This window comes from Paenibacillus yonginensis, assembly GCF_001685395.1.
In the GTDB taxonomy this organism is placed as follows: Bacteria; Bacillota; Bacilli; order Paenibacillales; family Paenibacillaceae; genus Fontibacillus; species Fontibacillus yonginensis.
In genome coordinates this window covers 1,933,542-1,946,953 of record NZ_CP014167.1, presented here as the reverse complement: position 1 = coordinate 1,946,953, position 13,412 = coordinate 1,933,542, and the positions used below count along the sequence as shown (strand labels likewise).

9 protein-coding genes are annotated in these 13,412 nt (G+C 54.0%); all 9 read left to right on the top strand.

Annotated features, from left to right (window positions below; genetic code table 11):
* Positions 1 to 74 precede the first annotated feature (74 nt).
* The 9 genes from AWM70_RS08915 (at position 75) to ltrA (ending at position 13,252) form a co-directional block, all read left to right on the top strand.
* On the top strand, positions 75 to 1,391 hold the full coding sequence (locus AWM70_RS08915; protein ID WP_068695615.1) for an extracellular solute-binding protein: 1,317 nt from the start codon (positions 75 to 77) through the stop codon (positions 1,389 to 1,391).
* A gap of 54 nt (positions 1,392 to 1,445) precedes the next feature.
* Complete coding sequence (locus AWM70_RS08910; RefSeq protein WP_068695613.1) at positions 1,446 to 2,321, top strand: carbohydrate ABC transporter permease; 876 nt, start codon at positions 1,446 to 1,448, stop codon at positions 2,319 to 2,321.
* Between the two features lie 123 nt (positions 2,322 to 2,444).
* On the top strand, positions 2,445 to 3,230 hold the full coding sequence (locus AWM70_RS08905) for a carbohydrate ABC transporter permease (RefSeq protein WP_083180543.1): 786 nt from the start codon (positions 2,445 to 2,447) through the stop codon (positions 3,228 to 3,230).
* Between the two features lie 70 nt (positions 3,231 to 3,300).
* Positions 3,301 to 6,423, top strand: a complete 3,123-nt coding sequence (locus AWM70_RS08900) for an alpha-amylase family protein (RefSeq protein WP_068695611.1) — start codon at positions 3,301 to 3,303, stop codon at positions 6,421 to 6,423.
* A gap of 19 nt (positions 6,424 to 6,442) precedes the next feature.
* Positions 6,443 to 7,534 carry an alanine racemase gene (locus AWM70_RS08895; RefSeq protein ID WP_068695609.1) on the top strand — a complete coding sequence of 364 codons (1,092 nt, stop codon included), beginning with the start codon at positions 6,443 to 6,445 and terminating at the stop codon, positions 7,532 to 7,534.
* Between the two features lie 34 nt (positions 7,535 to 7,568).
* Positions 7,569 to 8,759 (top strand): M20 family metallopeptidase, encoded by a 1,191-nt coding sequence (locus tag AWM70_RS08890; protein ID WP_068695607.1) that lies wholly within the window; start codon positions 7,569 to 7,571, stop codon positions 8,757 to 8,759.
* Positions 8,760 to 8,776: 17 nt separating this feature from the next.
* Positions 8,777 to 9,235, top strand: coding sequence for a RidA family protein (locus tag AWM70_RS08885; protein WP_068695605.1), 459 nt, complete (start codon positions 8,777 to 8,779; stop codon positions 9,233 to 9,235).
* A 79-nt stretch (positions 9,236 to 9,314) separates the two neighbouring features.
* The gene (locus AWM70_RS08880) at positions 9,315 to 11,363 is read left to right on the top strand and encodes a GTP-binding protein (protein WP_418303204.1); all 2,049 of its coding nucleotides are present in this window, start codon (positions 9,315 to 9,317) and stop codon (positions 11,361 to 11,363) included.
* Between the two features lie 470 nt (positions 11,364 to 11,833).
* Complete coding sequence (gene ltrA / locus AWM70_RS08875; RefSeq protein WP_068693838.1) at positions 11,834 to 13,252, top strand: group II intron reverse transcriptase/maturase; 1,419 nt, start codon at positions 11,834 to 11,836, stop codon at positions 13,250 to 13,252.
* Positions 13,253 to 13,412: the final 160 nt, after the last annotated feature.

The following is a 13,412-nucleotide window of genomic DNA, read 5'->3' as shown; positions in this document are numbered from 1 at the left end:
AACCGCCCCTTATAGGCCCTTTTGGCACCCCGTAAAATAAAAGATGTAGCAACCATTCAAAAGGAGGTCTAGATATGAAAAAAATGTTGTTGATGGGTTTGACCATTATGATGGTGGTCGTGCTGGCAGCTTGCGGAAGCAACAATAAGGCTGGAAGTGAAACCGGAAATTCGGCAGCCGGTGGTTCCGGGCAAATAAGTTTATCGATTTGGCACAATTTCTCCGGCGACGATCAGCGGGCCAAAACGATGAGGGGGTTGATTGAACAATATCAATCCGCGCATCCTGAAGTGAAGCTGGATGTTCAAGCCATTCCAGCGGACGGTTATAAGCAGCGGCTGAAGACCGTGGCAGCGGCCAACGAACTTCCGGACGTCTTTCTGACCAACCCGGGCAGCATGATCGCCGAATTCTACAACGGCGATCTGATCCAGCCTATCGACGATCTGCTCTCGGCTCATCAAGGGGAGTGGTCAGACCAATTCCTTCCCGGCGCTTTTGACGCTTTGTCGTTTGACGGCAAAGTTTATGGCGCTCCCATCAATCTTTCTCCTTCTACGATTCTCTACTACAATTCCGCTTTATTCGAAAAGTACAACGTCAAGGTTCCCGAAACCTGGGATGAGCTTATGACGGCCGTGCAAGCCTTCAAAGACAATAACATAATCCCGATTGTCATGGGGAACAAAGCCAACTGGGTGGCCAATTCAACGGTGATGTCCGTGTTGGGCGACCGGGTGACCGGTTCGGATTGGTATTTGAATGCCGTCAAAGGCGAGGGGGCCTCCTTCACGGATCCTGAGTTTGTACAGGCTTTGACTTATTTCAAGCAGCTTGCGGATGCCGGCGCCTTCCAGGACGGAGCGAATTCGATCGACAACGCTCAGGCCGAGCAGCTGTTCTCGCAAGAACAGGCAGCTATGACCCTTGGCGGCAACTGGACATTGACAGACTTGGCTTCTACAGCCTCTGAGGATTTCCTCAACAAGGTCGAGGTCACCACATTCCCGTCTGTACCAGACGGAAAAGGGGAATCAAACGCTGTTACGGCATCGACCGGCACAGGCTTTGCCCTGAACAAAAAAGTGGAGGGAGCCGCGCGGGATGCCGCCTTGGATTTGATATACACGATCAGTGGTCCCGATGCGCAAAAAGCGATCGCTGAAAGCAACATCCTCGTCAATTACAAAGTGGATATGGATACCGCTAAAGCCACTCCGCTGTTTACAAAAACATACGAGTTGATTTCGAGCGTCCCTTTTGCACCGGTATACGATGCTTACATGTCTTCGGCCGGCACGGAAGCGCTCAATAACGGTCTTCAGGAATTGATGCTCGGCGGCGATCCGGCAGCAGTGGCTAAAAAGGTGCAGGAAGCCCAAGGCAACTAAACGATAGACGTTATAGACTAAACCCAAAGACCATTAACCTTGAGGGGGATTCCCATGATATCCACCATGCATTTCAAACGTTTTATCACGCTGGCGCTTCTCCCCTCCCTTCTTCTTTATGCCTTCTTCGTGATCGTTCCGGTGTTCTGGTCGATGTACTACGGCTTTTTCGAATGGAAAGGCATCGGGCCTTTGAAATACGTCGGCCTGGAGAATTTTTCTGAAGTCATAAGCGACCCTATCTTTTGGCGAGCGCTGAAAAATAATCTGATCATCGTTGCAGCCTCGATTCTGGGACAGGTGCCGATTGCCCTGGTGCTTGCGTTGCTTTTGCGCAAAAGCTCTCTTTTGCATCGTTTTATCCGAAGCGCCGTGTTTATGCCGATGGTATTGTCCACCGTAGTAGTCGGCCTGATCTGGGGTTATATCTACCATCCGCAGTTCGGCCTGGTGAATACGGTGCTCGAACACATCGGACTCGGCTCCTGGAAACGCGCCTGGCTGTCGGACCGTTCGGCGAATATGTATGCGGTTTCCGTGCCGATCATCTGGAATTTTATCGGACCTTATCTCATTATGTTCATCGCGGCCATCCAGAACATTCCTTCGGAAATCGAAGATGCCTGCAAAATAGACGGTACCCGTCCTTTTCAGAAACTGTTTTACGTGACCTTGCCGATGATCCGCGGCACGATTAACGTTGTAATCGTCATGTGTATAGCTGGCAGCCTTAAAGCCTTTGACCAGGTGTTTATCATGACCGGGGGAGGGCCGGCCCAATCGACTGAGCTGCTGGCTACTTACATGTACAACAATACGTTCAACGTTTACCGCTACGGCTATGGCTCCGCCGTTTCTACAGCGATTGTGGTTATCAGCGGCGGCTTGATTGCGATCAGCCAGCTTGTGTTCAGAAATAAAGCCGAATAGGAAGGAGGAGGAACATTGCCGCAATCCGCGTTATCCAACCCGAAACCCGGGTTGTTCCGTCCCAAGGGAAACGAGGGAAGCTCTTTGCTTGTAACAAGCATCGGCTACCTCGTAAATTTGTTGATGCTGGGTTACGCCCTGGTGACCCTTTACCCGCTTTACTGGTTATTCATCAGCGCCTTTAAAACCAACCAGGAATTCTACGAGCATCCGTTTGCTCTGCCCCAGGCCTGGGCGTTCAGCAATTTCAAACGCGCCTGGGAGCTTTCCGATATGGGCAGGGCCATGGTCAATTCCAGCATCGTAACCTTTACGGCCATTATCCTGACTTTGTTCTTGGGGGCTCTTACCGCTTACGTGCTGTCCCGATTCTCCTTTCGCCTTCGGGGTCCTTTGACGGGACTGTTCGTGGTCGGCATGCTTATCCCGATCCACAGCACGCTGGTTCCGTTGTTTATCATGATGAAAAATGTCGGGATCCTCAACACTTATTGGGCATTGATTTTGCCCTATGCCTGCTTCGAGCTTCCTGTCGCCATCTTTGTGATCGCGGCGTATATGTCCACGATTCCCAAGGAGATCGAAGAGGCCGCGATTGTAGACGGGGTAGGCTATTGGGGCATTTTCTTAAGGATGATGCTCCCGCTGACACTGCCGGCTTTGTCCACCGTAGCGATTTTGGGTTTTCTGCGCTACTGGAACGACTTTGCTTTTGCGCTTGTGTTCATCAATAAGCAGTCCCTCAAAACGATCCCGCTCAGCTTATCCATCTTCTCCGACGGCTTCGGAACGGATTATGCGCTGACCATGTCCGCGATGGCCATGTCTGTTCTGCCGACGATTATCGTCTTCCTGATCTTTCAGGAACAAATTATGAAAGGAATGGTGGCGGGAGCCGTGAAAGGCTAAATGCCGGTGATCTGAAAGGAACAAACAAGGGATCCGGTCCTTGCGGCAACCAACATCGTTAGGAGGAAATATGAAACATCTCATCTTTTATGATCCTCATTTTCCGTACGCGGGGGAAAGACCTACGGAGGAGATTATTCAGGTTCTGTCCGCGCAAATGACGTTAGTTGATGCGGACGGGTTAAGCGGCGCGCTTGCTGATGAACGAACCGAAAGCCTGATTTTTTTGCACGGCCCCTATTTTCCGAAAAAGGCGTGGGAGCCGCTGCTTGCCTTTTTGCGCAGGGGAGGGGGGCTGGTCCTGGCGGGGGGAGCTCCCTTCAAGATCCCGGTTGAAGGATCGGGAAAGGCTTGGAAGGAGCTTGGCGGGATGACGGCTTATCATCAGCAGCTCCTGATTCACGAAGCCCTTCCGGTAGATCCGTCACCCATCGAGCGGCTGGAGGGCAACGGCGATATTCCGCTGTTAACCGGACAAGACAACTTGTTTAAGGTAGCTCCGACCTATGGGCTTGTGCTGCATGTTTCGAAGCATAGGGACATTCCTGCGGAAAGCGGCTCGAACGGTCCGATGGATGCGCGGATTTATCCGCTGCTGAAAGGGATCTCCGCCGAAGGGCGGGAGGTCGCAGCTCCTGCGGTATTGATGGAGCATACAAACGGGGATTTTTCGGGCGGAAGATGGGTGCTGATCAACCAAACGCTCGATAGAGCATTTTGGACTGCGGAGGGAGCAGCTGCGCTGATCGAATGGGCCGATTTCTGCGCGGCAGGCGTAACGGAGATGTGGCTCAAGCCCACTTATGCCTCCTATCAGCCGGGCGAACGCGCGGGTTTGAGGCTTCAACTGCAGCGGATACGCCGGGCAGGAGGGAAGACGCATCAGCCAAAGGTTCCGTGGCGTTTTGCCATCGAGCTGAGGCGGGCGGACCGGCCGGAAACCCTCTGGTCTGCCGAACTCCGGCTGGAAGCCGGGCCTGGGGCGACTTATGAAATGCTGACGATTCCTCTGGAGCTGGAGCCCGGCTTGTATTCCCTCACGGCGAAAGGCGTGTCGGCCCAAGGCGAACGCCGGATTTTGCGGCAGGGTTTTTGGGGCTGGGACGGCGAATTGCTGCGGGAAGGCGAGCCGCTGAGACGGGGGAAGGATTATTTCATCAAAAATGGAAGTCCTCTGCCGGTTGTCGGCATGACCTACATGACCTCAGATGTCTCGCGCAAATTCCTGTTTCTGCCCAATCCTGGGCTCTGGAACGAGGACATGGCCGCGATGAGCAAGGCCGGCATCAATTGGCTGCGCACCGGCCTGTGGACCGCGTGGCGCCAGATAATGTTCGCGGACGGGCACGTTTCCGAGGAAGTGCTGCGCGCGATTGACGCTTTTATCCTGACGGCCAAACGCTGGGGGCTTGAAGTGACCTTTACATTTTTTGCTTTCACCCCGGAGGCGTGGGAAGGGGAGAATCCTTATCTGGATCCCAGAAGCCTGGAGGCGCAAAAAAGATTTCTGCTGGCCATAGTACAGCGGCACAAAGACACGACCAACGTCAACTGGGATTTCATCAATGAACCCTCCATGTTTGATCCGAAACGCATTTTTGCCGGCCCGCGCAGCAGCGGCGACAACTATGAGCGGGCTGCTTTCCGGGATTGGCTGAAGCAGCGCCACGGAGAGATCGGACGGCTTCAGGACAGTTGGAACATGACCGCCGATGAGCTGCCCGATTTTGAATCGATCGAAGCGCCGGAGCCGGAAGAAATCAGCTTTGATATTGAAAATATGCGGCTGCCCCGCAAAAACAACCGCTGGCTCGATTACACGCTGTTCACCATGGATATGCACAACCGCTGGATCCGCGAGCTGAAGCAGGCCCTGGACGAAATTGTTCCGGATCACCTCGTTACGGTCGGACAGGACGAAGCGCTGGGCAGAGGCCCGCGGCCATCCCCGTTCTTTTATGCCGGGGAAGTGGATTATACCACCGTGCATACCTGGTGGCTGAACGATCAGCTCGTCTGGGACAGCGTATTCGCCAAAGCGCCTGACAAACCCCTGCTGGTACAGGAAACGGGCATTATGTATCTGGAGCTGCCCGATAACCGCGCCAAACGAAGCGAAGCCGAACTTCGCAGCATTTTGGAACGGAAATACGCTTATGCTTTTGGCACCGGGGGGGCGGGAGCGGTGCAGTGGCTGTGGAACACGAATTATTTCATGAACAACGTAAATGAATCGAACATCGGCGCTCTCCGGGCTGACGGGACGGAGAAGCCGGAAGCAGACGTATCTTATGATTTTGGCGCTTTCATGAAAGCGGCCGGCGGTTTGTTCGAAGAGCGGTCCATGGAGGAGATTGCTGTCGTGTTCCCTTACAGCAACGATTTTTCGAACCGGCGTTTCGCTTGTGAAGCTACGGCTAAGGCGGCAAGAGTGCTGGCCTACGAGCTGAAGGTTCCGTTCCGCGGGCTTGGGGAATACCAGCTCGAATCGCTTTCCGACTGGGCCCCCAAGCTGATTATCGTACCGAGCCCGCACAACTTCAGCGATGAAGCGCTGCAGCAATTAATAGAGCACATCGAAAATAACGGAGGGACCCTTTTGTTTACGGGACCTCTTGGATTAGACTCGTACTGGAAATCAACGGATCGTCTGAGCCGGCTCACCGGCCCGCGCCGTCTGGCCAATGTAGTCCGCGAAGAGATCCTGGCCGTGAACGGACAACGCTTTAAAGTGTCCTTCGGCCAGAAGCGGATCGGCGAAGTTTCGACTGAACGCGTTCTGGACTCGGCCGGCCCTACGGAAGCCGAAACGGAAAAGGTCTATGCTTACGAAGCTGGGAAGGGCCGGCTGATCTGGTCCCCGCTGCCGGTCGAGCTAAATGAACGGACCGAACCCGTAGCGGCCTTGTATTCGCAGGTTATTGCCCAAACGGGGAGCGGTGGCAACCTGCGCTGGATCAAAGGCGGGGATTTGTCCGGGGTATTCGGGTCTTTGCAGCGTTATAAACAAGGTTACTTGTTCACGTTTGTTTCGGAATACGGCCGGGAGGCGGAAATCGAAGTCCAGAATCTGGACAACGGTTTAAGTTACCGCTTTGTTCTGGAACGGGAACGCTCCTTTTTATTTTCGACGGATGCCGCTGGCCGGCTAATGGCGTCCTACCGGAATCTGGATGTCACAACGATCTTTTAGCCTTAAGGAGGGATAAGCAATGTACGAAGGCTGGATTACGCCTCAGCCGATCATTGATCTGGATATCGTCGAACGCAATATTAAATCGATGGCGGAGAAACTGAAGCAGCACGGTATCCGCCACCGGCCGCATATCAAATCTTCCAAATCGGTCCAGATCGCCGCCAAACAGCTGGTAGCTGGAGCCATCGGCATCACGGCTGCCAAATTGTCCGAAGCGGAGGTGTTCGTCAATGCCGGAATCCCCAATATATTGATCGCCTATTCGCTGGTCGGCGAAGTCAACCTGCGGCGATTCGCCGAACTTCACCGGCAGTCGGATTTGCTTACAACCGTGGACAGCTTTATCGGAGCAGAGGGCTTGTCCCGCGTAGGCAGGGAAAGCGGCAAACCGGTGCGGGTGCTGGTCGAGGTGGACGGAGGCCTGCATCGCGGCGGGCGTCAGCCGGGTGAAGATGCCGCAGGTTTCGCCAGGTCGGTTCACGCCATGGAAGGGATCCAAGTCGAGGGAGTCATGAATTATGCCGGTACGATCTACCAGCATACGACAAGCCAGGGGTTTATCGATGCGGTCCGGGAAGAAGCAGCGCTGCTTCGGAAGACGGTGGACCTGATGAAGGCTTACGGCGTGCCGGTAGACATCGTCAGCAGCGGCTCATCGCCCTCGGCTTTGTTTTGCAAGCATTTGCAGGGAGTAACGGAGGTTCGGGCCGGCAACTATGTATTTTTTGACGCCAGCGGGATTGGCATGGGGTTGGCTGCGGAGGAGGATTGCGCGCTGCGCGTCCTGGCCACGGTCATCAGCACGCCGCTGCCGGGGCTGGCCACGATCGACGCCGGCACCAAAACGCTGACCAGCGACAAGGCGCATGGACGATCGGGATTCGGCATTGTTGTCGGACGTCCGGGCATTGAAATAACCGGATTAAACGAGGAACATGGCTTCCTGAAATTTGATCCTCTGACGGAACGGCTCGAAATCGGGGAACAAATTGAAATCATCCCCAATCACTCCTGTATCATTCCTAATTTGTATAACGAAATTCAAGGGGTTCGCAAGGGACAGGCGGTCGAAGTTATCAGCATTGATGCAAGAGGCTGCAATTATTAAATAGATCAACCAACACCAGGGAGGCGAATATTTCATGACCCAAGATTACTCCAAATTGCCGCATCCCGAGAGAGTCGCGGAGGTGCTGCAGGAGCTGGTGGGGATTCCAAGCATAAACCCAGGTTTTGAGGACGGCGTCGGGGAGCGGGAGGTGGCTTCGTACGTCAAACGCTTCTTGAGCCGGCTGGGTTTGCAGGCTGTTGACCAGCCTGTGGAAGCAGACAGGTCTAATGTGTTTGGTTTGCTGGAGGGCAGGGACCGAAAGTCAAGGATTCTGCTGGAAGCCCATATGGATACCGTTCAGATCCAGGGGATGACGGTCCCGCCTTTTGCAGGGGAAATCCGGGACGGGAGACTTTACGGCCGCGGAGCCTGTGATACAAAAGCTTCGCTCGCCGCTATGCTGGTAGCGATGGAAACGCTGGTTGCGAATGAGCTGGTTCCTTCACTGTCCGTTGCATTGGCAGCGGTTGTGGATGAAGAGATCGGCTACAAAGGTGTTTCCGCATTGGCGGACTTTGCCGCTGGCGAAGCTGCCCGGTATGAACTGGCGATTGTCGGCGAACCGACAAGCCTGAACATCATCGCCGCTCATAAAGGCTGCGTGCGATTTCACATCGACGTTCAGGGGACGGCAGGGCACAGCTCGAATCCGGGATTGGCGGACAACGCGATAGAACGCGCCTTTCAGGTTGTTGAGGTTCTGCAGAAGCTGGAACGGGAAACCTATCCGGCGCTGGCACACCCGCTGACAGGCCCGCCGACGCACTGCATCAGCATGATTCGGGGCGGAGCGGCGCCCAATACCGTGCCGGATTTATGCCGCCTTACGCTGGACCGCCGGACGGTTCCGGGGGAGGAGCCGCTCGAAGCTTACCGGGGCATCAAATCGAAGCTGCTCGAAGCCGCCGCCGGCATACCCGGACTGCGCCTCGACGTTAGGGAACCGTTTCTGACGGATTACGCCCTGGATACTCCGGCCGATTCACCATGCGTCGAACGGCTGCTTGAAAGGATACAAATGCAGCGCAAAGGGGCCGGAATTCTGGGGGCCCCTTACGGAAGCGATGCAAGCAAGCTGGCGCGGGCAGGCATTCCTTCAATTGTATTTGGTCCGGGCAGCATTGCCCAGGCGCACACGGAAGACGAATGGGTTGATCTGGAAGAAGTAACGCAGGCTGCCCGGATTTTAGTCGACTTTTTGATGAATGTTGAAAGGGAATAGGAGAGGAGAAAGATAACATGCCCACGATTGAAGATAGAATCAATCAGCTAGGAATCACCCTGGAGAAGGTTCCAACCCCCGTTGCAACTTACGTGCCGGTCAAAACGGCAGGCAATTTGGTTTATACGTCGGGCAACGACTGCCGGGTCGGCGGGGTGCTCAAATACACAGGCAAGCTTGGTCGTGACCTGACGATAGAACAGGGCTACGATGCGTCCCGACAGGTCATGATCAATATCCTGTCGGCGCTCAAAGAACATCTTGGCGAACTAGACCGGATCAAACAGGTCGTCAAGATGCTGGCTTTCGTCAACTCGGCTGACGGGTTCGTGGAGCAGCCGTTCGTCATCAACGGGGCATCGGATTTGCTGGTTGAGGTATTCGGGGACAAAGGCAGGCATGCCCGGTCCGCAATTTCGGCCAACGAGCTGCCCTTCGATACGCCCGTAGAAATTGAACTGATTGTGGAAATCTAGCAGCCGGAAACTTTGTTTCCCCCTTATCCCGCGGCCCCCAAATCTGCTATCATGAGAGATGCGGCAAGTAGGCGATAGCATGACCAAAGGAGCGGGACAACCTATGTACAAAACGATCGGGCTGTTCGCCCATGTCGATGCGGGCAAGACGACATTGGCCGAGCAGCTTCTTTTTCATACAGGGACTATCAAACAGCGCGGACGGGTCGATCACCGCGACGCTTATCTGGACAACCACGAGATCGAAAAAGCCAGGGGCATAACGGTATTTGCCGATCAAGCGATCCTGCCGTACAAACAGTCCGTGCTGCAGGTGATCGATACGCCGGGACACGTCGATTTCTCCCCGGAGATGGAGCGGGCGATTCAGGTGCTGGATGGTGCCGTCGTGATTCTCAGCGCGGTCGAAGGGGTCCAGGGCCATACGGAAACCGTCTGGCAGCTGCTGCGCAAGCACGGCGTGCCCACTTTTCTATTCATCAATAAAATGGACCGTACGGGCGCGGACAAATCCCGCGTGCTTGAGGAGATCCGCCGGCAGCTTACGCCAGATGTTTATGACTGTACGGATTCTCGGCTTCTTTCCGGCGGGGCAGACCCTCGGCTCGAGGAGTTTGCGGCCGAACGGGATGAACGGTATCTGGAAGCTTATTTGAGCGGCTCTTATTCTTCAGGCGACTGGATGAATGCGATTGGGGAATTGCTGAACAGCGGCCGGCTGTTTCCGCTGTTTAGCGGAAGTGCCCTTCAGGACGAAGGCGTTCAGGAAATGCTGGAAGGAATTGATCAACTGCTGAAGCCTGATCATGCCGCACAGGAATCCGAGGCGTTCGCCGGCCGGGTGTATAAAATCCGCCACGACGAGAACGGGGTAAGGGTTACTTATTTAAAAGTGTTGAGCGGCCGTCTGCGCATACGTGACGAAATCGCTTATAACTTGGACCTCGGCATAGAACGTGTGGAGGAAGAACGGACCGGTGACGGGGAGAGAACGCCAGCTTCAACAGTGATCGAGAAAATTACGCACATCCGCCTGGTGTCCGGTCATAAAGCCAAGACGGTTGACGAGGCAGCGGCAGGCCAATTGGTCGCTGTTACCGGCCTTTCGGAAGCGGCTGCCGGTCAGGGGCTGGGAGCCCTGCGGGACCGAAGCAACTACGATATGGTGCCTGCCTTGACCGCCAAAGTATTTTACGATCAGGCGCTTGCCGTCAAAGACGTTTTGCGGGCCTTCCGGCTGCTGGAGGCTGAAGACCAGACGCTCAAAGTGCTGTGGGAGGAGCAGCTTCAGGAGATTCACATCCATGTGATGGGCGTGATTCAGCTCGAGGTGCTTGAGCAGCTGGCCAAGGAACGTTTCGGCATGACGCTCTCTTTCGGTCAACCGGAGATTTTATATAAAGAAACAATCGCGAGTACGGTGCGGGGTTATGGCCATTTCGAGCCGCTTCGCCACTATGCCGAGGTACATTTGAAGCTGGAGCCGGGTGAGCGGGGCAGCGGCATCACCTTTGTGAATGCCTGCCACGTTGAAGACCTGGCGGTCGGCACCCAGAATCTGATTCGGCATCATCTGTATGAGCGCGAGCATCACGGTCTGCTGACGGGTTCGCCGTTAACGGATGTGCGGATCACGCTGCTGACCGGACGGGCGCATAATAAACACACGCATGGCGGAGATTTCCGGGAAGCGGTGTACCGGGCGCTAAGGCAAGGACTCGAGAAGGCGGACAACGTGCTGTTGGAGCCTTATTATGATTTCAGGCTGCGCGTCGGCCTGGACGAGATGGGCCGGGTGCTGTCTGACATCCAGCAGGCCCACGGCACTTTTGAGCCGCCGGTCACGACGGAAGGTTATGTGCTGCTGGAAGGGCGCGTTCCCGTAGCGACCTTCCTGGATTATCCGACTGAATTTGCGGCTCTTACGCACGGCAAAGGATCACTTCGCTTAACCTTCGGCGGTTATGACGTCTGCCACAATGCAGAAGAGGTTATTGCGCGCCGCTGCTATGACAAAAATGCGGACCCGATGTATACGTCGGCTTCGATTTTTTGCGCCAAAGGAGCCGGATTTTCCGTGCCTTGGGAAGAAGCCGAGCGCATGATGCATATTGAGAAGGAAACCTAACCCATAAAGCTGCGCCCATTTAGGCTGGTAACGGAGGAACCGCTGAGGAAGCGGTTTCCTTTTTTTAGTGTGCCACGCATGGCGATTAACTAGGTGGTGAAAGTCCACTGTGGGGGTTTGTAGTTACCAACCACTAGCCAAGAGCAAGGGTGTCCACCGCGAGGTGGAATCCAAAGGAAGCTGGAGGCAAACTTCCGGCCCAAGGAACACGAACATCATCAGGCATAGGATACGGGATGAGTCTGCTAAACAAGACGAAGTCCAATTAACTACACGGACGTACCAATGTAAATGATGTGGGTATATGGAAGGAAAGTGAATCGTCTTACCGTGGGAGGTCTCATGGACGTGAGGAGATGCACTTCGAATCACGGTTGAAACAAGATTTATCATGAGAAGTCAGCAGACGCCATAGTACCGCGAACAGTCGACGGTTCGAGGGAAGGGCTGAACCTTAGGAGGTGAAGTCAATGAAAGTTACCGAAACAGGAGCCAAGGGCAGCCAACTTCTAACGGAAGACTCTTTGCAAAAGAATAGTGCGGAACACGAAGGATATGCGGGAGTGCACAGTCCTGCGAGGATAACCGAAACCGACGACACCAACGCAACCGAGTCGAAGGACCGGTTGCTTGAGAAAATCGTTAGCAGGGACAACTTGAACGAAGCATTCAAGAGAGTCAAAGCGAACAAGGGATCGCACGGAATCGACGGGATGGGAGTAGATGAACTTCTACAATATCTCAGAGACAACGGCGAGACCATCAAGCAACTGATCTTGGGCGGCAAGTACCGCCCGAATCCCGTTCGAAGGGTAGAGATTCCCAAAGAGAACGGAAAGAAGAGAAACCTTGGCATCCCAACAGTGGTTGACCGAGTCATCCAGCAGGCAATCGCCCAAGTGCTTACGCCAATTTATGAGAGGCAGTTTTCAGACAACAGCTACGGATTCCGACCCAAACGGAGCGCACACCACGCGATGAAACGAAGCCAACAATACGTGCAAGAGGGATATCGTTACGTGGTGGATATGGACTTGGAGAAATACTTTGACACCGTCAACCAAAGCAAGCTTATCGAGGTGCTTTCAAGAACGATCAAAGACGGACGAGTGATCTCGCTCATCCATAAGTATCTCCGGGCGGGAGTCGTCGTGAAGCATAAGTTTGAGGACACGGAAATCGGCGTACCGCAGGGAGGGAACCTAAGTCCGATTCTCAGCAATATCATGCTGAATGAATTGGACAAGGAACTGGAAGCAAGAGGACATCGATTCGTGCGATACGCAGACGATATGCTCATATTCTGCCGGAGCAGGAGGAGTGCGGAGCGTACCCTGACGAAAATTCTCCCTTACATCGAGAAGAAGTTGTTTCTCAAGGTAAACCGGGAGAAAACGATTGTGGACGATGCGACAAAAGTTAAATTTCTTGGCTTCTCATTCTACCAGAGCAAAGGGGAAACGCGGGTCAGAATCCATCCCAAATCCGTATCCAAGATGAAAGCTAAAGTGAAAGAGCTAACGTCGAGAAGCAACGGAATGGGCAACACCGACCGGGCGCTGAAGCTTAGGCGTTACATCATGGGATGGGTAAATTATTTCAAGCTTGCTGACATGAAACAACTACTCCAAACCACTGATAAATGGATGAGAAGGCGTATCCGAATGGTCTTCTGGAAGCAATGGAAACGAGTGAGGACGAAACTCGAAAGGCTTATATCGCTCGGAATTCATGAACAGAAGGCGTGGGAATACGCAAACACAAGAAAGGGCTATTGGAGAATCTCCAATAGCCCAATCCTCTCGAAGTCCCTCGGTAACAATAGGCTGAAGAACCTCGGATTCCTTTTCTTTTCTGATTATTATCGACAAGTTACTGCGCATTCCTAATGGAACCGCCGTATACCGAACGGTACGTACGGTGGTGTGGGAGGTCGGCTGCCCAATTAATGGGTAGCCTCCTACCCGATTCAGGGAAAACCCTATTTATTTTGCGTAAATAAGAGATATCCCTATAGCAAGTTCCCCTCAAATTCAGGCATTTCCCTAA